22 protein-coding genes are annotated in these 20,369 nt (G+C 36.9%); 14 read left to right on the forward strand and 8 right to left on the reverse strand.

The genetic code is table 11. From position 1 onward, the window contains the following. The first annotated feature begins 14 nt into the window (after positions 1-14). From ACM40_RS01430 to ribA, 3 genes are read left to right on the forward strand one after another with little or no spacing between them, the layout of a single operon-like run. Positions 15-629, forward strand: coding sequence for a DUF4254 domain-containing protein (locus ACM40_RS01430; protein ID WP_048501075.1), 615 nt, complete (start codon positions 15-17; stop codon positions 627-629). After that, entirely contained in the window at positions 626-1,084 is a 459-nt protein-coding gene (locus tag ACM40_RS01435; protein ID WP_048501076.1) for a hypothetical protein, read from the forward strand. Before ACM40_RS01430 ends, ACM40_RS01435 begins: the two co-directional genes overlap by 4 nt. Before the next feature lie 16 nt (positions 1,085-1,100). After that, on the forward strand, positions 1,101-1,697 hold the full coding sequence (ribA, locus tag ACM40_RS01440; RefSeq protein WP_048501077.1) for a GTP cyclohydrolase II: 597 nt from the start codon (positions 1,101-1,103) through the stop codon (positions 1,695-1,697). 68 nt (positions 1,698-1,765) lie between these two features. Here ribA and ACM40_RS01445 read toward each other — a convergent pair whose 3' ends face one another. Beyond that, positions 1,766-2,161 (reverse strand): hypothetical protein, encoded by a 396-nt coding sequence (locus ACM40_RS01445; RefSeq protein WP_048501078.1) that lies wholly within the window; start codon positions 2,159-2,161, stop codon positions 1,766-1,768. Positions 2,162-2,304: 143 nt separating this feature from the next. Beyond that, on the reverse strand, positions 2,305-2,862 hold the full coding sequence (locus ACM40_RS01450; protein WP_048501079.1) for a hypothetical protein: 558 nt from the start codon (positions 2,860-2,862) through the stop codon (positions 2,305-2,307). Positions 2,863-2,977: 115 nt separating this feature from the next. Between ACM40_RS01450 and ACM40_RS01455 the strand changes: the two genes are divergently transcribed. The 5 genes from ACM40_RS01455 to ACM40_RS01475 are packed head-to-tail and all read left to right on the forward strand — an operon-like array spanning position 2,978 to position 7,892. Continuing rightward, complete coding sequence (locus tag ACM40_RS01455) at positions 2,978-4,711, forward strand: glycoside hydrolase family 3 protein (RefSeq protein ID WP_048501080.1); 1,734 nt, start codon at positions 2,978-2,980, stop codon at positions 4,709-4,711. Between the two features lie 4 nt (positions 4,712-4,715). Next, positions 4,716-5,864 carry an N-acetyl-alpha-D-glucosaminyl L-malate synthase BshA gene (gene bshA / locus ACM40_RS01460; RefSeq protein WP_048501081.1) on the forward strand — a complete coding sequence of 383 codons (1,149 nt, stop codon included), beginning with the start codon at positions 4,716-4,718 and terminating at the stop codon, positions 5,862-5,864. A gap of 27 nt (positions 5,865-5,891) precedes the next feature. Next, a complete protein-coding gene (locus ACM40_RS01465; protein WP_048501082.1) occupies positions 5,892-7,163 on the forward strand; it encodes a DUF2851 family protein in 1,272 nt (423 codons plus the stop codon). Then, complete coding sequence (locus ACM40_RS01470) at positions 7,156-7,377, forward strand: PspC family transcriptional regulator (RefSeq protein WP_034712816.1); 222 nt, start codon at positions 7,156-7,158, stop codon at positions 7,375-7,377. The genes ACM40_RS01465 and ACM40_RS01470 overlap by 8 nt, the downstream gene beginning before the upstream one ends. Before the next feature lie 2 nt (positions 7,378-7,379). After that, positions 7,380-7,892, forward strand: a complete 513-nt coding sequence (locus tag ACM40_RS01475) for a GNAT family N-acetyltransferase (RefSeq protein WP_048501083.1) — start codon at positions 7,380-7,382, stop codon at positions 7,890-7,892. A 129-nt stretch (positions 7,893-8,021) separates the two neighbouring features. On the opposite strand, the gene ACM40_RS01480 is transcribed toward ACM40_RS01475, so the two are convergent. The 3 genes from ACM40_RS01480 to ACM40_RS01490 all read right to left on the reverse strand — a co-directional run bounded on the left by ACM40_RS01480 (position 8,022) and on the right by ACM40_RS01490 (position 10,373). Next, on the reverse strand, positions 8,022-8,756 hold the full coding sequence (locus ACM40_RS01480) for an SIMPL domain-containing protein (RefSeq protein WP_048501084.1): 735 nt from the start codon (positions 8,754-8,756) through the stop codon (positions 8,022-8,024). A 70-nt stretch (positions 8,757-8,826) separates the two neighbouring features. Beyond that, positions 8,827-9,621: a hypothetical protein gene (locus tag ACM40_RS01485; protein WP_048501085.1), complete on the reverse strand. Its 795-nt coding sequence runs from the start codon at positions 9,619-9,621 to the stop codon at positions 8,827-8,829. 5 nt (positions 9,622-9,626) lie between these two features. Further along, positions 9,627-10,373 carry a carboxypeptidase-like regulatory domain-containing protein gene (locus ACM40_RS01490; RefSeq protein ID WP_048501086.1) on the reverse strand — a complete coding sequence of 249 codons (747 nt, stop codon included), beginning with the start codon at positions 10,371-10,373 and terminating at the stop codon, positions 9,627-9,629. Between the two features lie 168 nt (positions 10,374-10,541). Here ACM40_RS01490 and ACM40_RS01495 point away from each other — a divergent pair, with 168 nt between their 5' ends. The 6 genes from ACM40_RS01495 to ACM40_RS01520 all read left to right on the forward strand — a co-directional run bounded on the left by ACM40_RS01495 (position 10,542) and on the right by ACM40_RS01520 (position 17,864). After that, complete coding sequence (locus ACM40_RS01495; RefSeq protein WP_410492729.1) at positions 10,542-13,697, forward strand: UvrD-helicase domain-containing protein; 3,156 nt, start codon at positions 10,542-10,544, stop codon at positions 13,695-13,697. A gap of 44 nt (positions 13,698-13,741) precedes the next feature. Beyond that, entirely contained in the window at positions 13,742-15,223 is a 1,482-nt protein-coding gene (locus ACM40_RS01500) for a hypothetical protein (RefSeq protein WP_048501088.1), read from the forward strand. Positions 15,224-15,352: 129 nt separating this feature from the next. Then, entirely contained in the window at positions 15,353-16,096 is a 744-nt protein-coding gene (locus tag ACM40_RS20720; protein WP_048501089.1) for a hypothetical protein, read from the forward strand. Positions 16,097-16,126: 30 nt separating this feature from the next. Then, on the forward strand, positions 16,127-16,546 hold the full coding sequence (locus ACM40_RS01510; RefSeq protein WP_048501090.1) for a hypothetical protein: 420 nt from the start codon (positions 16,127-16,129) through the stop codon (positions 16,544-16,546). Positions 16,547-16,583: 37 nt separating this feature from the next. Next, positions 16,584-16,913: a hypothetical protein gene (locus tag ACM40_RS01515; protein ID WP_048501091.1), complete on the forward strand. Its 330-nt coding sequence runs from the start codon at positions 16,584-16,586 to the stop codon at positions 16,911-16,913. Between the two features lie 51 nt (positions 16,914-16,964). Further along, positions 16,965-17,864 (forward strand): hypothetical protein, encoded by a 900-nt coding sequence (locus ACM40_RS01520; RefSeq protein WP_131705318.1) that lies wholly within the window; start codon positions 16,965-16,967, stop codon positions 17,862-17,864. 141 nt (positions 17,865-18,005) lie between these two features. Here the strand turns inward: ACM40_RS01520 and ACM40_RS01525 are convergent, their stop codons facing one another. The 3 genes from ACM40_RS01525 to ACM40_RS01535 all read right to left on the reverse strand — a co-directional run bounded on the left by ACM40_RS01525 (position 18,006) and on the right by ACM40_RS01535 (position 20,302). After that, a complete protein-coding gene (locus ACM40_RS01525; RefSeq protein WP_048501688.1) occupies positions 18,006-18,515 on the reverse strand; it encodes a ferritin in 510 nt (169 codons plus the stop codon). Between the two features lie 126 nt (positions 18,516-18,641). After that, the gene (locus ACM40_RS01530) at positions 18,642-19,091 is read right to left on the reverse strand and encodes a hypothetical protein (protein ID WP_048501093.1); all 450 of its coding nucleotides are present in this window, start codon (positions 19,089-19,091) and stop codon (positions 18,642-18,644) included. A 170-nt stretch (positions 19,092-19,261) separates the two neighbouring features. After that, positions 19,262-20,302, reverse strand: coding sequence for a hypothetical protein (locus ACM40_RS01535; protein WP_048501094.1), 1,041 nt, complete (start codon positions 20,300-20,302; stop codon positions 19,262-19,264). Between the last annotated feature and the right edge of the window lie 67 nt (positions 20,303-20,369).

A 20,369-nucleotide genomic window follows, 5' to 3' on the forward strand; every position in this document is an offset into this window, starting at 1 on the left:
ATTCCTCAGAATTAATGAATTTTACTGAGACTGCATGGAAAGTCTTCAATCAGTGTATTGAAGATTATCACGTGTCCGATGACGTTAACTCTCTAATTAATAACCCGTTTGAAAAAGACAGTTTGGAACGGATTTTGTATGCAAAGAACTGGATTGATACCGTTCAATGGCATTTGGAAGATATTATTAGAGATGAAAATATTGATCCCGCTGAAGCTCTTAAGCTGAAGAGAACGATAGATGCATCTAACCAGAAAAGAACTGATCTGGTAGAATTTATCGACAGCTGGTTCCTTACAAAGTTTGAAAATATAACTCCGAAACCTGATGCAAAAATCAATACAGAAACTCCCGCTTGGGCTGTAGACAGATTATCAATTCTTGCATTAAAGGTTTATCACATGTCGTTAGAAGCCAATAGAGAATCCGCTTCTGAAGAGCACCGTGCCAATTGCCAGGCTAAACTGGATGTACTGCTTACTCAGAAGGAAGACCTATCAACTTCTATAGATCAGTTGCTTACTGATATTGAATCCGGTAACGTTAAGATGAAAGTATACAAACAAATGAAAATGTATAATGATGATAGTCTTAACCCGATCCTTTATCAAAAGGGGCAACAGAAATGAGAAAACTATTTTTTTTTGGAGTACTACTATTAATCATAACTTCCTGCGCGACGGAGAAGCTTAACCTTTCCCCGTTGTCTAATAATTTTTATAGCGAAACTAAAGGGTCTGATTCCGACAGAGGGGCAAAAAAAGGCTTTGATATCAACCTGAAAGAAAATGTAAATGCTTCTGAAATATCAAATCTGATATCTACTTTTCCAAAGTTTAAGAATAACAGTTTGAATGAAGAAATAACCAGCTTGAAATACAGCCTTCAGAATTATTTATACGCCATTGATGCCAATAACCCTGCAGGAAAAAACAGATCCATTAAAAGTTTCGAAAAATCGTACAAGAAAATTCAAAAACTCAGACAGCAGCTTGATAAAGATGATGATGAAGTTCTTAACAGATACCTGGTTCGTCTAAAAACCAATATTTCTGTGATCGAAGATTCTTTAAAAGGAAATTAAAAACGAACCATTATTAATGATTAAAATTCAGGCAGAAGCCAATGTTCCTACGGAGCACGGCTCTTTCCGAATGATCGCTTTCTCCGAAAACGAAAACGACTGGATGCCTCACATGGCCATCGTAGCAGAAAATACAGATTTTTCCAAACCGGTGAACGTACGTTTCCATTCAGAATGTATTACAGGAGAAGTTTTCCATTCAAAAAAATGTGAATGCGGGCAACAACTGGATGCCGCAATGAAATATACCCATGAACACGGAGGAATTATTGTATACCTTCGTCAGGAAGGGAGGAATATAGGGATTATCAATAAGCTTAAGGCCTATTCCCTGCAGGAAAAAGGTCTGGATACCGTACAGGCCAATCTGGAACTGGGACTGCCTGCTGATGACAGAAATTTTGGGGTGGCTATTGAAATCCTCAACCTTTTAGGGGTGAAAGATATTAATCTTCTTACCAATAACCCTGAAAAAGTAAAATATGTTGTAGACAGCAATATTCATCTTAATTCGAGGATTCCTTTACAGATTCCCGCCAATGAGATAAGTAAAGGCTATCTGCAGACAAAAAAAAATTTCTTCGGTCATTTGCTTGATGATAATGACAATTAGATAAAAAATAAAAGCTCCGGAATTCTCCGGAGCTTTTATTTTATACCATGATAGATTATTAAATCAGTCTACTGCCTGGAAACAGACCAGCTGCCACTCCAATGCTGAAAATTCCATGTTCCGGATTTGGTATGCAAACTTCCATATAACACAAAACCTTTTGGGGAAGGTGCAGGATTTAAAGCACCGCTTGATCCCTGAAGACCGGTATAGTAAACTTCTCCCGTACTGCCGTTTTCGGCTCTTGTTACCTCAATACTGCCGCTTTTACTTACATTTAAAATCAAAGTCCCGTTGATGGCATCACCCGAATAGGTTCCCACCCACTTTCCCATATAAGGAGAGGTATAATTTTCTTCCGCATTATTCTGATGTATATTATTTACAATTTCATCGGCGTCAATGCATGATAAAAGAGATAATGGTACAATGATTAAAAATTGAAAATAAAGCTTCCTGATCATGGGATTATATCTTATTATTTAAGATGATAAAATTAAACTTTTTTATCACCCACAGAAATAAATTGAGCCTCAAAATAAATCAAAAGCCCCGGAATTTCTCCCGGAGCTTTTTTAATTATAAAAAACTGAAAAGATATTTTGTTTTACTTACTAACTTTAGTCTGAATTTTAGACTCGTTAATATTGTAATATTTGATTACGCTGTTATAGTCGCTGTAATCTACTGCACCTTTAGCCATTTTTGCACCGCCACCTGTTCCTGATCCGTTAGCCGGAACAACAAGTACTCTGAATTTCTTATTCTGATAATAAGAAGGATTAGCTGTTAAACTGAATGTAGATGTAGAATTGATATTAATGGTAGCACCATATTTACTGAATTCATAAACATAATCCACAGCGTCGTTAGCTAAATTACCCACATAATACGTGTATGGGAGAAGCTTCCAGATAGGAGAATCCCCATCAGTACCAGTCTGCATATAAATAAGTACCATATCGGACTGTACTAATGGACTATTAAAATCATCACTCCATCTGTAAAGATTATCATTAACCCTTGTGAAACTAGGTGTTATATCAAATGCCTGGCTTATAGTATCATAATCCTGACCCTGTACAACAGTATCATCACTATTGTCACAGCTATAAGCTGTAAAACCTACAGCTCCCAGGAATAAGAATAGAAGAATTTTTTTCATTTTTAGAAAAGTTTAGTTATTATTTATAAAGCGTATTCAAATCATATACCAAAAATTGCAAAAACTTTGTTTTCATCATTTTTTTAATTGTATTTTTGTTCTTATTCAAAAGATCATGAAGAAATTGCTATATACTTCCCTCTTTATTTTTTCATTAATAAGCTTTACAGCCAAAGCTCAGTACCAGCCTAAAGACATTTCCAAAGAAGACCTGAAAAAAGCTCATCACTGGGTAGACAAGACCTACAGATCGCTTTCTCAGGACGAAAAGCTTGGCCAGCTGTTTATAGTGGCACTTTATACGAACAAAGGGGAAGATTACATTAATCAGGTCCGAAATATTGTGGTGAATGATAAAATCGGAGGATTGATCTTAATGCAGGATGATGCCGCCAGAGAAATTAACCTGGTTAATGAATTTCAGCAGAAATCAAGAGTTCCGATGATGATAGGGATGGATGCGGAATGGGGACTGTTTCAAAGGATTGCCACAGCACACAAATTTCCATGGGCGATGACCCTTGGAGCCATACAGGATAAAAATCTCATTTATCAGATGTCCGCCAAAATAGCGGAAGATTGCCATAGAATGGGAATCAACTGGGATTTCGCACCGGTTGTTGATGTGAATACCAATCCGAATAATCCTATTATCGGAAACAGAAGTTTCGGTTCGGAAGTGGATAATGTGATCAGTTCTGCATTGTCTTATTCCAACGGTCTTCAGGATAATACTATTCTTGCAGCCATCAAGCATTTTCCGGGACATGGTGATACCAGTACAGATTCTCACCTTGACCTTCCGGTAGTTTCCCATAATTTAGACAGGTTAAATACCGTTGAACTCGCTCCATTTAAAGCACTGATGGATAAAGGTATTGGTGGTGTGATGGTTGCTCACTTGTATGTCCCGAGTCTGGAATCAGGAAAAGGAATTCCTGCTTCGGTTTCCAAAAATATTATCACCGGCTTACTAAAAGATAAACTGGGATATAAAGGATTGATCATTACCGATGCCCTGAATATGGGTGCTGTTGCTAATAAATACAAACCGGGAGAACTGGATGCACTTGCTTTTAAAGCTGGAAATGATATCATGTTATTCTCACAGGGTGTTTCAGAAGGAAAAAAACTAATTCAGAAAGCTATTGAAAAAGGTGAAATCTCACAATCCAGAGTGGAAGAAAGTGTAAAGAAAATATTACTGACAAAATATTTCCTTGGCCTTAATCAATACACTCCAAAAGATCCTGCCAATATCAACAGTGATCTGAATAATGATTCCCATAAAACCCTGGTACAGAATCTTTATGCCAATGCCCTGACATTGCTGAAAGATGACCAAAAATTACTTCCTGTGGCCGGAAAACAGGTTTATTACGTCCCACTGGAAGAAGCTCCTTACCAGACTTTCGCCAATCAGCTGGGCTCTAATGTAACCATAAAAAAAGCAAATGAGATCAGCACAATTCCTGCAGGCTCTACAGTAATCGTAGGCTTTCACAAAGATAATTCAACAGCATACAAACCTTATAAAATCTCAGCTGAATCCAAAAAAATCCTTGCTGATCTTACCAGAAACCAAAATGTTATTTTAAATGTTTTTGGTAGTGCTTACGCTTTAAAAGACATTGACATTTCAAAAATATCTACAGTTCTTGTATCTTATGAAAACAATGACGATTCAATGACTGCAGCAGCCAATGCCCTGAACGGGAAAACAAAAATATGGGGCAGACTGCCTGTCCTTGTCAATGATCAGCTGAAAGCGGGTATGGGAATCGACAGTATTCCGGTTTCCGCTTTGAATATGAATACAACAGTTTCTACAACATCAAAACAACAATAATCTAATGAAAATAGGCATACTTTGCTATCCAACATACGGCGGAAGCGGAATCGTGGCAACGGAACTGGGAATGTCCCTGGCTAATAAAGGCTACGAAGTTCACTTTATAAGCTCTGCGCTCCCCGCAAGATTAGACATTACCAACCCCAATATTTTCTTTCACCGGGTGAATGTACAGACTTATCCGCTTTTCCAGTATCAGCCATATGATATTGCATTAAGCTCGATGATCTACCGTGTCGTGAATCTGTACAAACTGGATCTGCTGCATGCTCATTATGCCATTCCGTATGCGTACGCAGCATTCACAGCCAAACAGATGCTTAAAGAAGATAATAATGATATTCCTTTGGTGACTACCCTTCACGGAACGGATATTACCCTTGTAGGCCAGCATCCAAGCTATAAACATGCTGTAGAATTTTCCATCAACCAGTCGGATGCAATAACTTCGGTTTCTGAAAGCCTGAAAAAGGATACGCTTCAGTTTTTCAATATCAAAAAAGAAATACAGGTGATTACCAACTTTATTGATAATTCTGAATTCGATGACTGTACAGAATGCCAGAGAACCCAGTTTGCCAATCCTGATGAGAAAATCCTGATTCATGTTTCCAACCTGCGTCCGGTGAAGCGTGTAGATGAAGTCCTGCAGATCTTCAAAAATGTGGAGAAAAAGGTAAAATCTAAACTGATCATCATAGGTGAAGGTCCGGATATGGAAAAAGTGAACCAGTTCCTGGAAGAAAACCCTGAACTCATTTCAAAAATCCGTCTCTTAGGAAAGGTAAATGACCTGTACAAAATCCTGCAGCTTTCCGATGTATTTCTTCTTCCTTCTGAACAGGAAAGTTTCGGTCTGGCAGCTCTTGAAGCTATGGCCGCCTATACCCCTGTAATCAGCTCCAACGCCGGCGGAATTCCTGAGGTAAATATCCAGGGCGAGACAGGTTTCTTAGCTGAAATCGGAAATGTGGAGGCTATGAGCAATTATACGATAAAACTATTGAGCAACGATGATCTTTTAACCAAAATGAAGCAAAATGCGAAAGATCAGGCTATAAAATTCGATTTGAAAAATATTCTTCCTATATATGAAGAAATGTATAGAACGACTATAGAAAACTTTAAGGGAGAGCTGACGAAAGTATAATTTTTACATTATATTTATCGTCACACTATGACGGAAAAGCTGCTTCAATATCTTTGGAACTATAAGGTTTTCAAACATTTCAACTTCAAGGATATTGAAGGGCAACCCGTTGAGATCATCAGCTTTGGAAAATGGAATACGAATGCCGGTCCGGATTTCCTTGATGCTAAAATTAAAATAAAAGACCTTGTCATTGCCGGACATATTGAGCTTCACGTCCGTGCTTCCGACTGGGTTTTTCACAACCACTCTCAGGATCCCAATTATCAAAACATTATTCTTCATGTGGTTTATGAAAATAATGTCGAGATCAGCGACCTCATCTCTAAAAATGTTCCTACGCTGGAACTCAAAAACCATATTGACCCCAACCTTCTTTGGAAATACGAAAAGCTCATTAACGGAACCCTTTTTATTCCCTGTGAAAATATTTTTAATTCCATCAAAATTCCTCCGGGCTTTCACGAAGCCAATATCCTTAAAAAGCTGGATGAAAAGTCTCTGGAACTGGAAACAAGCCTGGAAAAGTACAAGAACAATTTTGAAGCTGTACTTTTTCACAGCCTGGCCTACTCTTTCGGATTAAAGGTAAATGCCCATATTTTCCGGCAGATTGCGGAGAGTATAGATTTCAGTATCGTTAATAAGATCCGTCAGAATGAATCCCAGCTGGAAGCTTTGCTGTTCGGTATTTCCGGATGGCTGGAACATCCTAAAGACAGCAGAATGATGATATGGAAAAGAGAGTTTGAGTTTTTGCGTAAAAAGTTTAATATCCCAAATCTGACCTTACATCCTAAATTTTTAAGACTTCGACCTCCCAACTTTCCTACGCTCCGGCTTTCCCAACTGGCTGATCTTTATTACAGACATCAGAACCTGTTTTCAAAAATCATTAAAGCTGACAATATAAATAACCTGTACGAAGTTTTCGCTCCGATACAGGCATCGGAATATTGGGATTTTCATTTTAATTTCGGGAATGTTTCTAGATTTCAGCCTAAAACATTAAGCCGGGATTTTATTGAGCTGATTATTCTGAATACAGTACTTCCGTTAAAATACACCTATCACAAATACCACAATGAAGAAATTACGGACGAAATACTGGAATTGTACAGGAACAGCCCAGCTGAAAAAAACACTGTCATTTCAGGATGGAAGAAACTTGGCCTGAAGGTAGAAACTGCTTTGGAAAGCCAGAGCCTGATTTATCATCATAAAACTTCATGCGAAGAAAAAAATTGCTTAAATTGCAGTATTGGATTTAAACTTTTAAAAGAATCTTCTAATGTTTGATAATATCCGCCACAAAATGGAAAGAGAATGGTTTGGTGTCCTTACGAGGATGGGTGCTAAGCTGGGAATCCCCGTATCCAAATTAAGGGTCTTCTTTATCTACTCTACTTTTGCAACTGCCGGTTTTTTCTTTTTGATTTACCTGGGGCTGGCGTTCACGCTTTGGATCAAAGATATTTTTATTACCAGAAGACCAAGCGTTTTTGATTTATAACTATGGAATTTTTACCGATTACTTCTGCTGAAGACTATAGAGTCCAGGACATCTATTCGTCTTATTCCAGTACATTTCCCGCGGATGAACAAAGGGACTGGAAACAATTTGCCGCTTTATTTTCAAACCCTCATGTGAAAGTGATTTCTGTACTTCATGAATCTCAGTCTATTGGCTATCTTATTCTGTGGGAACTGAGTTCTTATGTTTTTGTAGAACATTTTGAAGTTTTCGAAGCATTCAGAAGCCAGAAACTGGGATCACATATTACAGGATACCTTTTTAAGACCTATCCCAGGATCATTTTGGAGATAGAACCTGATCATTTGGGTGACGACGCAAAAAGGCGTTATTCCTTCTATCAGAAAAACGGATTTACCCTGATCGACGAGATGTATGTACAGCCAAGTTATGGTGAAGGGAAAAAACCTTTAGATCTTTGGCTACTGGCTAATTATACCCCTGAAAACTTAAACAGTGTGAAAGAGGAAATCTATGACATTGTGTATCATTAAAATATTGAACCGCCGGAAAGAGATTCCGGCGGTTTATTTTTTCAACCACCCCGTTTAACCACCCCATCAGATCTTCGATCCGCCACCACTCCGGAGGAGGGGAATGGATATACAGCTATTTGTAGTGGGTTAGTTGACTTCGTATTCCAGCTTTATGGTAATATTTGCTTCTTTCTCTTTGGATGAAGTATTGAATGTTCCGCCATAGGAATAATCTTCATTGGAATTGGGTTCTGTAATCTGAATTACTCCCATCGTTGCTTTTTTAAGGTTTCCCAGGCTGCTCCCGGAATTTTCTGCGATCTTTTCTGCTCTTTCTTTCGCATCCTTGGTTGCACTGGCGATCATCTCCTGCTTTACAGTTGCCAGTTTAGTATAAAAATAAGAAGGCGCTGAAGAAGTAAACTCAATACCGCGGTTAATGATTTCTGTGATGTTTCTGGAAAGGTTTTCAATTTTCACGACCTCTTTACTTTCAATGGATACTTTTTGAGTAAGATTATATCCTGAAAATTCACCCTGCACGTAATTTCCATTAGAATCGTTATAGCTTCTGAACTGTTTTTGAATATCTACTGAAGAGAATACGATTTCAGCCTGTTTGATGCCTTTTGAAAGAAGGTAATCGTTAATTACTTTTCTGTCGATCGCCAGCTCATCATAAGCCGCTTTTAAATCAGAATTATTTTTTGAAAAGCTTCCAGACCATGTGATCAGGTCGGAAGTAAACTGTTTCGTACCCAGTCCGGTGACGGAGATGGTATTTTCAGACTTATTCCTGTTTTTCACAGCATTTCCCAATAATCCGAGCCCAAGGACAAATCCAAGTGCTCCGACTGCTACTGCGATAATATTTTTATTCATAAATTGATTGTGATTGATATTGTGTAACAATACATCAATTTTCATTCCGAATTTTAAGAATTCGTTAACATTATTCCTGTATTTTTTTCTGTTTTAATCTCTCCAGATAAAGAGGCATGGTTTCTTCCATTCTTAAGAGTACTCCGGATAAGTTTCTTGCTTTTACATAGGTCCGGACCTGGGGTTTTACTTCAAAAGAATATTGTATAAACTCTGAAATCCTTTCTTCCGGAATTCCTGCTTTGGTAAAATATTCATTATCCACCCTGTTCCTTACCCATGCAATATGCTCCTGCAGATCATCGTATTTATATTGTCTTTTCTGGCGCCTGGCTTTTCCGCTTATCAGATCATAGGCTCCCTGTACATCGAGGCTGCCCAAAAGTATCGGGAGAAGTACCTGCTTTACTTCTGCCGGCTTTTCCCTCATCTTTCCCACAGGCTGCGGTAAACCTATCGCCTGCTGTACGATCTCACCTTTATTTACTTTTGCTGCCAGCCTGGAATCTGTCTCAAGATCACCGGTCGGTTTTTTAACGACTTTCACTTCTTCAATTTCTTTTGGAATCGGGATAAGGGTTACCAAGAGATCTGCATTGAATCCATTGGGAGGTACGATGACGGAAACCCTCCTCAAATCTGCCCTTACAAACCTCAGCTCATCATTCGGATAAGCTTCAATAGAGAACATCCCCATAGAATTGGAGTAAACTTTTTGATCGCTGGCCATATTAATCACAATAACAGAATTAAGATCTGCCCCACTGTCATCAGTAATATGACCTGTCACAGATTGCTGTGAAAAGAAATTATTAAAGATGACAAGAAACGGAATTGCATAAATACTTTTAACATGGGTTCTCATCTGTATTATCTTTGAGTCTGTGGTGCCCGGTAAGAAGAAATTCTTGTCAATACAAACCGCTGAAATCTATAAAGGTCTGCATCGCTGCAGAAGCCATATTTCAGGATGCTTTTTCTTTCAAAACCGCCAGCAAGAACATAGCTGATAAAATGATCGATCTGTGGCTTATCAATTTTCAGATCCGTGAAATATTCTTCTCCTAGAGCTGTTTTCAGATAATTGCCGAAATCAATATCATCCCATTTATTTTTAACCTTACCTATAGAAAAGCCCTGACCTTTAGGCTGTACAAACTCACCCGGTTTTGCAGCAAGTATTCTTGGATCTGATTTCTGTGCAATATACCGGTCCATATCCTTGATCAGTTTCTCTACCTTTTTAGGCTTGTTAAGATTCCTTGCGTCAATTTTAAGATCGCCGGTAATTCCCTGTTTGACTTCTACTTCAGGGATTAATATTGTTTCTCTTGCTAAAGTAATATTGAGAGGTGATTCTATATTTTCGGCGGAAACTTTTTTAACCAGGCGCTCGTAGCCCGGTTTTACAAACCGTAGCTCATCCCCTGCCCTTCCGGAAATCATGAAGTGACCGTCCCGGTTGGTCACTGTTCTTTCATCTGTTCTGATGTTAATGACTGTAACATCCGGCATTTCAGAATTATCTTCTGAAGTTATTTTTCCAAAAATATAATTTTGGGCATGGTTATTAATGAAAAGAAAAGAAGTTAAAAGAAAGAGTAGTTTAAATTTCACGGACAGTTTTTTATAGAGCAAATCTAAAATTATTTTTAATCCAAATAGCAAGTTTAACCACAGTTAACGCGTTTTAGCATTTCTTTTTGATTTTTGCCAGGTAAACTGTTAAATCGCCGCTCCGAATTGTTAAAATTTCACTTAAAAATTAGCTAACTTGCAGTCTCAATTCTAAATTCAGCAATGCAAAATTCTTATACAGTCATCAATGCTTCAGCCGGTTCAGGGAAAACATATGCCCTTGTCCAGAGGCTTTTGATGATCTGTCTGCGCTATCCCAACCAGCAGCAGTCGATCCGGAACATTCTCGCCCTTACTTTTACCAATAAAGCGGCCAATGAGATGAAGGAGAGAATTTTATCCTGGCTTGGAAATTTCTCTGCAGATAATTTTGCTGAAAATAATGACCTGAAAAATATTCAAAAGGCCTTTGAAGCTGAAGGCCTGAAAATTACAATTGATGAGCTCCATATCCGTTCAAAAAAATTACTGGATTATGTACTTCACAATTATTCTACATTAAATATCGGGACGATTGACCGTTTTAATTCAAGGCTGGTAAGAAGCTTTTCCTACGAACTGGGTTTAGCCAAAAACTTCAATCTTGAAATAGAGGCCGAACCATTTCTGATTGAGGCTGTGGATAAAATGCTTGACCAGATCGGCGAAAATGAAAATATCTCCAATTCTTTCATGGATTATGTAGATTACAGCCTGGAAAACAATGAAAGAATCAACCTGAATAAAAACCTGTATGATTCTGCCAAGGAGTTTGTAAAGGATATTCATTACGAGCACCTGAAAAGCAACAAAAGCTTTGATGATACGAACTACGAGAATATAAAAAATACGCTCAGAAAGGAAATCGTACAGAATAAGAAACGGTCTGCAGAAATTGCTGCAGCATCTATTGAACTGTTCCGTTCCAGAAATATTGAGATCGACGATTTTGCACAGGGTAAAAACGGGATCGGAGGATTTTTCAGCAAGGTCCAGGATTTTTATAATCAGAAAAGATCGGGTTTTCCTTTTCCAACCACGCTTGAAGAATCGGTTGTCAATAATTACAGGAAAGGAGCTTCTTCAAAATCAAAAAGTAAGGAGCCTGAGATTCTGGAAATTCTGGACCAGCTACTTGACAACAGGATGCAGCTGATCCTTTTGTATATTGAAACTCAAAAGAAGGAAAAAATCCTGTCTGCCCTTCTTCCGTTAAAAGTAAATAAAGATATTCAGGATGAGTTGAAAAAAATTGAAGAAGAAAATGACCTTGTTTTACTTTCAAAATTCAATATTCTGATCAATGAAAATCTTAAAAATGAACCTTCAGCCTTTATTTATGAGAAAGTAGGCTCGCAGTTTCAGCATTATTTTTTTGATGAGTTTCAGGATACTTCTGAACTTCAGTGGCAGAACTTTGTTCCTCTGCGTGACCACAGTGTTTCTACGGAAAATACTTCTTTTACGCTGGTAGGCGACCCTAAACAGAGTATCTACAGGTTTCGTGGCGGGGAAAGCAAGCTGATGCTGGATATTATCAACAAAAAAGAGTTTTCTCCAAAGGAAGCAAGTCTTCTTGTATTAAAGGATAACTGGCGAAGTGCTAAAAATATTGTTCAGTTCAATAATGAACTGTACCGTTACCATTCGGCAGGCCTGGAGGAAGAGCACCGGAACATATTCGGGGAAGATGCTGAACAGAGCTCAAAATCCCGTATTGAAGGCCGTGTGAAGGTTAATCTGATCGAAAATCTTACGAATGAGGATTTTTATAATGATACCTCGGAAAAAATGCAGAAGGATATTCAGGAAAGCCTGGATAACGGTTTTAAGTTTTCTGATATTACAATCTTATGCCGCGGAAATTTTGATATTTTCAGCTATTCGCAAAAACTGGGAAATCTTAAAGTGAATTATCAGGGAGAGGAAACCAATATTAAAACCATTTCCGATAAAGGTCTGACCCTGGAACTTTCCAATACTTTGAAAGCTGTTGTCGAGTTTCTCCGGTGGGAAATTAATCCCAAGAACAAGCCGAACCTGATCATGATGATGTATTATCTGAATACATTGGGGAGAATCCACATGGCAGACTTCACATTGGAAATGAAAGAAATTCTGGATATAGAAACTCATGAGGAGATCCTGCAGTTCGTTCAGAATAAATATTCCCTTAAACTAAAGCAGGACAATTTCCCAAGATTTAATCTTTACAATTTTGTGGAATATTATATCAATGAATTTGCTGTGGAAAACAAGGAAACGGATTTTCTCCTGAACTTCCTGGAAATGCTTTTCAATTTTACTCAGAATGCAGGTGCCAGCACAAAAGAGTTTCTAAAATATTGGGATGAAGAGGCTTCTGCTTACACGATACAGGCTTCGGAAAACATTGATGCAGTACAGATCATGACGATTCATAAATCGAAAGGGCTGGAATTCCCGATTGTATTTATTCCGATGATGAACAAAAACCGGGACAGTGAATTCACCAACTGGTTTGATACAAATAATGATGATGCCCTAAAATCCGTAAACATTAACCAGTTCAGCAAAAATCTGGAGGTTTACGATGAAGAAATAGAGGCATTTAACAAGAAAAATTCATATAAGAATCTCATTGATAGGTTATGCCTGCAATATGTGGCTACTACCCGACCTGTAGAACAGCTGTTTTTCTACATTCAAAAGGCGAATAAAACGTCCAATAATCTTGAGCTGCTGGATTTCTTTAATGAAAAAAACACAGAGGGAGCTGATGAATTCGACCTGTATGAAGTGCACCCTGAGATGCTGAAAAAAAATTCCAGTGATAAAATATCGTTATTCAAAACCAAGAATATTCAAAATCTTAAAAATATTAATGAAAACAGGTCTTCCATAAAAATTGCCACTCCTTCCAAAAATTATCAGGTACGGAATGAAAAGGTAAGAATCGGGCTGTTCGTCCATGAACTCCTGTCGAAAATCAATACGGAGAAGGATATCGCGAAAGTTCTGGAAAGTTATGTACTGGATGGGGAGATCACTTTGGAAGAAAAAAATGAAATCCAGGATACACTAATTCAAATCATCCGAAAATATTCTGAGTTCTTTGACGAAAAGTGGGAAGTGATCAATGAAAAAGATATTATGATCTCCGAGAGGGGCCAAAGTCATATATTGCGTCCTGACCGTATTTTGAAAGGAGAAGAAGGGTACATTATCGTCGATTTTAAAACAGGCGAACAAAGTGAGAAAAACGAACGACAGATCGAGAGGTATAGAAATGTTCTGGAAAGCCTGGGAAGAAATGTTTTAAAGACGCAATTGATTTATTTATAATTTTTTTTTGTAAAAGATGTAGTTTTGCTATAAATACAAATTCAATGAAAAACAAATATTTTTTTTGTTTTGCCATCCTGCTTTCTAATATCCTTTCCGGGCAAACACCTACTCAGAAATCAATTGACAGTTTATGGACAATAGCCACGGATAAGAATGCTTATCTTGAAAAAGGTTCTAAAGAAATGCTTCGTCTATGTACCGAGATCTATTATCAATCAAAAAATATAAACTACGAAAAGGGTGAATTGAGGGCTCTCGTAAAGATGTCTGAGGTCTACATTAATGAACAAAACTATGAGGAAGGTCTGAAAAAAATTTCCGAAGGTCTTTTACTTGCTGAAAAAACCGATAATTATGTTATCTGGTCAGATCTGTTAAGACTCCAAAGCAGCGTTTATCCGGAATTAGGGTATTATAAAAAAGCTGATCAGAGTGCCCGTAAAGCCCTTCACATTGCAGACAAAATTGTGGAGAATGACAGAAGATATTTAGCCAAAGCTAATGCATTCAGGAGAATTGCAGAAAATATTGACGAGGAAAACACCTTAAAAAACAAATATGATTCCGTACAGTTTTATTTTTATAAAGCCTATGTCGAGTCTAAAAAAATAAGCCCGGATTTTCCCAGAAGGGAAATGTACATCGCAAAAAATGTCAAAAATATAGCTACAGTACTTTCCCAGCAAAACAAAATCTCTGAAGCTGAAAAATATCTGACATGGTATGAAATTTTAACTAAAAAAGCAAAAAAGAACCCTGAATATATTTCTTACAATATTCTCAAGGGAAATCTTGAAAATAAAAAAGGAAATTACAAACAGGCTCTCGAGTATTTTAACAATTCTATACAGCTTTCACAGAATTATAAAATATTGCCTTCAGACCTGATGGAAAGCTATTCAGGGATTTCAGAATCTTACGGCCATCTTAAGGATTATAAAAATGAGGCACTTTATGCTGAAAAGGCAAAAAAAATTAATGACAGCCTTTCTTCTGCAGAAAAAAGAATTGTAGAAAAAGTTGCAAAATCTGAACAGGGAAATAATACAGAGAAGCCTAAAATCTGGCTTTGGATTGGCCTTATTACATTACTGTTGATCGTATTATCGATTTTGTTTTTTATTCATAAGAGAAAGAAAATAAAAAATACTTCTTTTGAAATTCAAAAAAATGAGATTCCTGAACGGGGAATTTTACAGTCTTTAGAAAAACAACCTTCAACGGATTCGCAGGCATTGAGTCATATCATAGAATTGGCCCAAACCAATGATCCTTCCTTTTATCTTAAATTCTCAGAATTATTTCCAAATTTCAATTCTAAACTTTTAGAAATAAGCTCTCAACTCACTCCATCTGATCTGGAATATTGTGCCTTTATGAAACTTAATTTTGATACCAAGCAGATCGCTACTTTCAAAAGGACTTCGGTAAGCTCTGTGGAAAGCAGAAAGTACAGGATCAGAAAAAAACTTAATATCAACAGCTCGGATAATATTTATACCTGGCTGATGAAAATACAATAAGCTAAAAATCAATTACTTTAAATTCCCTGACAGGCTCTGACAGTTTTTGTCATAAAATGCTAATCCCTATTTTTCATTTTTCATAACACATTGTAATTACTTTGTCATCAAAATAAATACACATCTCTTATGAAAAAAAAATTAACAATTATTACCTTTTTGGTGATTAATATTTTTACCTATTCTCAAGTGGGAATTGCAACACAAACTCCAACAGAAACTTTTGATGTTGAGGGTACAGCAAGAATACGATCTCTGCCGTTAAACGGAACCACCAACACTATTAATACAAAAATCGACGGCACAAAGTCTAATGCTAAAGATCAGACATTCACTGCAATAAAAACAGTAGTTTCTGATAATAACGGAGTAATAGGAACTTTAAATTATCTTCCGGCTCAAAACTCAGTTATAATTACCGGAGCCAATGGAACTGATGCTATTATGACTTCCAAAACTGCATCATCAAAAAATGGTGTAGCAGGAACTACGCCACCATTATTGACAAAAGTGTTTACACTCAATAAAAAATCCATGGTTACATTTTCATACAATCTTTCTGTTGGGGATATTACCACTTCCACTGGAGCCAGTCTAATGGATGGAACCTCAAAAAGATTGGCTTCACGTCTTTTATTGAATGGCTCTGTAATAATTAATGAAGGAATACCCTTCTCAAACAGCGGAAGCTATTATGCAAGCGGATATTTCTATTTGAATGGAAGCCGTACCATTTTACTCAATGCAGGATCATATACACTGAATATGGAAGGTAATGTATTTGCTTGGGCTGGAGATAATATTGGTATAACTGCAACTTTCGGGGGGACTTCCGATGATCAGTTGGATATCATAGCTGTTCCTGTAGAATAAAAAATAAGTATCTGACTAAAAGCAAGATTAATGATCCCCCTCAAAAGCATCCATATAGGAAAACTCATCAAAATAAGGTGGAAAGAGCTTACTATTTCTATGGAACGTACCTGTAATTTTTTCAAGCTTAATGAAAATGAAATAGAAAAGATGTTTGAGCTAGAAAACTTAAATACTGATTATCTGCTCAAATGGTGTAAATTATTACAGTACGATTTTTTCAGGCTTTATTCTCAGCATCTGATCTTATATTCACCTGAGCAAAGAAATATTAAAAGTAAAAATACTTCTCTGCCTCAGTTCCGGAAGAATATTTATACAAAAGAGATGATAGATTTTATTTTAGATGAGATCAATACCGGTGAAAAAACTCCGCAGCAGGTAATGGAAGATTATAAAATCCCAAAAACCACTTTATACAAATGGATCATTAAGTACAGCAAAAAATAAAGACTTGTAATTAAACATCCCGATTCTAACAATAAAAATGAAAAAAGTCGAACTCCCGAACTATAAGCTTATATACATGGATATAATTTCAAAAAAATATCCTGAAAAGAAAGACAGGTGCATGTATATTTTAAAAAAGAATAATTTATCAGAATTTGATGTACTTAAGCTTAATGCTATAATTTTCGGAACAGACAGCGAAGATAGTCGTATACACAACCAAAAATATAAATCTTACAGCAAAAACACGATCCTGGGAATTTTGAGATATCAAAAAAATAACAATATGAATAATTCTGAAACAGCTAATCATTTCAAGCTTAGCAGAAATACAGTAACGAAGTGGAAAAAGATTTTTATAGTCTGATCTTTTATCATATATATTAAAAAAATCGTTAATAATTATTATCCAACACTTATGATGAAAATTTTAGTCCTATCAACTTTAGGAATACTGCTTTGCAGCACAAACACAAAGGCACAGGTTGGCATCAATACACCAACACCAAACAGCACTTTAGTTGTAGAAGGTTCTTATGAAGGAGCTTATAAAAATATTACAGCTAATACTAATTTAACTATTCAGGATCAATATTTAACTGTTACAGGCTCATCTGCAGTAAATATTACTTTACCTGACGGAACTGTTACCAATTCTTTTTCCGGAAGAATATATCATGTTAAAAATAATTCTACTCAGGATGTCACTTTATCCGGATTTGGCGGAACCCAGCTTATAAGAATTACGGCAGCAGGTAATGCTCCTTCTTATACCATCCCATCGGGAAGCTATGCTGAAATTATAAAAAATGAGCAGTCTGATGCAGCCGTCCCATTGTGGGAGCTTTCATTTTTCGGAATTCCCACACCTCCGAATATCAAGGCTTTGACTTACATAAAAAAAACAGTTACCCCTATCGATGGAAGTACTCCTACAAATTCAACAGTAAATATCGGAAATATAAGCTTACGGTTTAACGGAACTTCTTCTAATGCAGCTAACATAGAATATAATGTTTCTGTTGCCAATCACGTAACAATATTATACCACAAAGCAGGAAGCGGCGGTGCTTCTTTGGAGGAATGGGGAAGACAGGCTTCTTTGGCCAATACATGGTACAGCTTTACCGGAGAAAATGGGAATGCCACACGAGACATCAATCCTAATAACAGAGATATCGGATATGCATTGATCATCCTGCACAATACTAAAGAAGTTTACAGAGTAACGGCAAATGTGAACGGCGATATTTCTTCATCAGGAGGTGTACCTTCTGTGGCCTCCTCTGTGACTTTGTTTGTAGAGAAACTAGACTAATCATTATATCATAGAATTAATTCGCAATTTGCAAAGCTGTTTAAAATTGACGGAAAGCCGGTAATATAAATCAACTGATTACCAGGCAAAATAAAAGGCACATATTTCTATGTGCCTTCTTTATCGTTAAATAATTCTATTTTACGCCTGTGGATTAGGAACAAATACTCTCTGAGCCAGCTCCTGATCAAAAAGATACAATGCAGATGGGTTATCAGACACCATCTTGATCTTGGTTACCAATTGTGATGCACTTGCCTCTTCTTCTACCTGCTCATTAATAAACCACTGCAGGAAAGAAGTTGTTGCGAAATCTCCTTCATCGTTAGCATTTTTTACAATATTGAAAATACTTCTGGTAACTTTTTTCTCGTGTTCGAGTGCTTTTTCAAAAATATCGATAGCATTTTCGAACTCATGGGGAGGTTTTGCAATTTCCCCGATGATGATTTCCCCGCCTACGTCATTTAAAAAATCGAACATTTTATCTGCGTGCATCAATTCTTCCTTGCTCTGAACCCTGAAGTAATTCGCAATCCCGTCAAGATCTTTTCCTGAAAACCAAGCAGATATGGAAAGGTAATATTGTGCGGCATATTGTTCGTGAGCGATCTGTTCGTTAATTAATGTTGCAATTTTTTCGCTGATCATAAGTATAAATTTATAGTCAAAAATACGCAATAAAAGCCCGAAATCAAAAGTTTTAATGAAAATTAATACAAAAAGGATGGGAAAAAACCCATCCTTCACACATTAAAAAATCAAAATTATGAATTGTTATTTTGCTATCTGAGCATCAGTATTCATAGGCTTTCTCATCATTTTTCTATCTTTCATTGTTGCCATTCTCTGCTCCATTTTAGCTTTTCTGTCAGCCTGCCATTTATCATATTGTTCAGGAGTCAGGATTTTCTTCATGTCTGCATCCATTTGTGCTTTTTTAGCTTTCATTGCTTCCATCTTGGCTTGTCTGGCTTCCTTATTGTTGTCAAATTCGGCCTTCATTTCGGTTTTTCTTTTTTCGTGAAGACTTTTTATCTGAGCTACCTGAGACTGGTTCAGGTTAAGGTCTTTCTGCATCTGATCCAGATGCTCCTGTTCTCTCTGCTGCATTTTTTGCTGCATCTCTGCTCTTCTTGCCTGTTTGTCCTGTGGAGTTGTTGTTTGTTGTGCCATTGCAAAACTTCCTATTCCGATAAATGTTATTGCTAAAACTAATTTTTTCATCTTAAAAAATATTTAATTAATTGTTATACATCTTTTTGATTATCAGTTAAATGATAAGTTAAATGATAATATTCATAAAAAATGTTAAATTTTAATATCAAAACAATAAAAAAAAGGACAGATCCTAAAATCTGCCCTTCACACCACTTAAATATAATATATGAAAATTATTATCTGCTTACCAGCCGGCTTCTGAAACCACCTCCGCCTCTGTTTTCACTGCTTCGGTTATTCTGCTGCGGTCTTGGAGATGAATTTTCAGATCTGAAGCCTCCGCCGTTTCCTCTGAATCCACCACCATTATTGTCTCTTTGCGGGATTCTTTCCCTGTTCACTTCACTGTTTCCTCTGAATCCACCGCCATTATTTTCTCTCTGGACTCTTTCTCTGTTTCCTTCATTATTTCCTCTGAAACCTCCATTATTTCCATATCCACGGGTTCCGTTATTCTCAGAATTACCTCTGAATCCATCATTATTTCTTACTCCATTATTATCATTACGGTATCCGTTGTTACCAGCTTGTCCGCGGAAACCTTCCGTGCTGTTTCCTCTTCCTGAATTTCTGAATCCATTGTTAGATCTGCTGCTGGTTCGGATTACATTGAAGGTTGGATTGTCCATTCTGCGGAATCTGGATCTGTCCACTCTATACACATTGATATTTACATTCCTGTATCTCGGCATTACTGCATATCTTGGTGCGTAATACGTTCTTCTGTAGTTCTGGAAGTAGACAACCGGACTCATTCCTCTATAATAATTGTTCTGGAAAACCACAAATACTCTTGGCCCTAAAATCCTTTCCAATGCATAAAATCTGTCATAATACCATCTGTCCGGATTGTATCTGTAAAAATTATTCCATGTGGAAAAACTTACATACAGATTATTAAGACTTAGGATCTGATCAATCTGCCAACGGTTCAGCCTGTTATCTCTGAAGAATACATTCCAGTTGATGTTGGTAATACTGTTTCTGTAGTCGTTATAATATCCCTGGTAATAATCACCTGGATAATAGTCCTGAGGATAGTTGTAATAATAATCGTCCGGGAAATAATTCCTGTCATCCTCATCGTTATAGTAGCCGTCGTTTCCGTACCCATTTCCATTCTGATATCCGTCATCTCCCCATCCATTATTCGGGTACTGCTGGGCGGAAGACAAAACTGCCAGTCCCAAAGCAAATCCCAAAAATATTTTTTTCATCTCTATAGTCGTTAATTGGTTAGTATATAGCAGAATATCTCTATTCTATCTTTTGGATATCAATACA

Origin of the sequence: Chryseobacterium sp. BLS98, assembly GCF_001045445.1 — a bacterium.
Taxonomy (GTDB): Bacteria; Bacteroidota; Bacteroidia; order Flavobacteriales; family Weeksellaceae; genus Chryseobacterium.

Excerpts from the sequence above, each read along its gene's own strand:
- ACM40_RS01470 (WP_034712816.1), top strand. The coding sequence starts at position 7,156 with ATGTTTGATAATATCCGCCACAAAATGGAAAGAGAATGGTTTGGTGTC.
- ACM40_RS01445 (WP_048501078.1), bottom strand. The coding sequence starts at position 2,161 with ATGATCAGGAAGCTTTATTTTCAATTTTTAATCATTGTACCATTATCT.
- ACM40_RS01480 (WP_048501084.1), bottom strand. The coding sequence starts at position 8,756 with ATGAATAAAAATATTATCGCAGTAGCAGTCGGAGCACTTGGATTTGTC.
- bshA (WP_048501081.1), top strand. The coding sequence starts at position 4,716 with ATGAAAATAGGCATACTTTGCTATCCAACATACGGCGGAAGCGGAATC.
- ACM40_RS01530 (WP_048501093.1), bottom strand. The coding sequence starts at position 19,091 with ATGAAAAAATTAGTTTTAGCAATAACATTTATCGGAATAGGAAGTTTT.
- ACM40_RS01520 (WP_131705318.1), top strand. The coding sequence starts at position 16,965 with ATGATGAAAATTTTAGTCCTATCAACTTTAGGAATACTGCTTTGCAGC.
- ribA (WP_048501077.1), top strand. The coding sequence starts at position 1,101 with ATGATTAAAATTCAGGCAGAAGCCAATGTTCCTACGGAGCACGGCTCT.
- ACM40_RS01525 (WP_048501688.1), bottom strand. The coding sequence starts at position 18,515 with ATGATCAGCGAAAAAATTGCAACATTAATTAACGAACAGATCGCTCAC.
- ACM40_RS01435 (WP_048501076.1), top strand. The coding sequence starts at position 626 with ATGAGAAAACTATTTTTTTTTGGAGTACTACTATTAATCATAACTTCC.
- ACM40_RS01510 (WP_048501090.1), top strand. The coding sequence starts at position 16,127 with ATGATCCCCCTCAAAAGCATCCATATAGGAAAACTCATCAAAATAAGG.
- ACM40_RS01455 (WP_048501080.1), top strand. The coding sequence starts at position 2,978 with ATGAAGAAATTGCTATATACTTCCCTCTTTATTTTTTCATTAATAAGC.
- ACM40_RS01500 (WP_048501088.1), top strand. The coding sequence starts at position 13,742 with ATGAAAAACAAATATTTTTTTTGTTTTGCCATCCTGCTTTCTAATATC.
- ACM40_RS01465 (WP_048501082.1), top strand. The coding sequence starts at position 5,892 with ATGACGGAAAAGCTGCTTCAATATCTTTGGAACTATAAGGTTTTCAAA.
- ACM40_RS01430 (WP_048501075.1), top strand. The coding sequence starts at position 15 with ATGAATTTTACTGAGACTGCATGGAAAGTCTTCAATCAGTGTATTGAA.
- ACM40_RS20720 (WP_048501089.1), top strand. The coding sequence starts at position 15,353 with ATGAAAAAAAAATTAACAATTATTACCTTTTTGGTGATTAATATTTTT.
- ACM40_RS01485 (WP_048501085.1), bottom strand. The coding sequence starts at position 9,621 with ATGAGAACCCATGTTAAAAGTATTTATGCAATTCCGTTTCTTGTCATC.
- ACM40_RS01475 (WP_048501083.1), top strand. The coding sequence starts at position 7,380 with ATGGAATTTTTACCGATTACTTCTGCTGAAGACTATAGAGTCCAGGAC.
- ACM40_RS01450 (WP_048501079.1), bottom strand. The coding sequence starts at position 2,862 with ATGAAAAAAATTCTTCTATTCTTATTCCTGGGAGCTGTAGGTTTTACA.
- ACM40_RS01535 (WP_048501094.1), bottom strand. The coding sequence starts at position 20,302 with ATGAAAAAAATATTTTTGGGATTTGCTTTGGGACTGGCAGTTTTGTCT.
- ACM40_RS01515 (WP_048501091.1), top strand. The coding sequence starts at position 16,584 with ATGAAAAAAGTCGAACTCCCGAACTATAAGCTTATATACATGGATATA.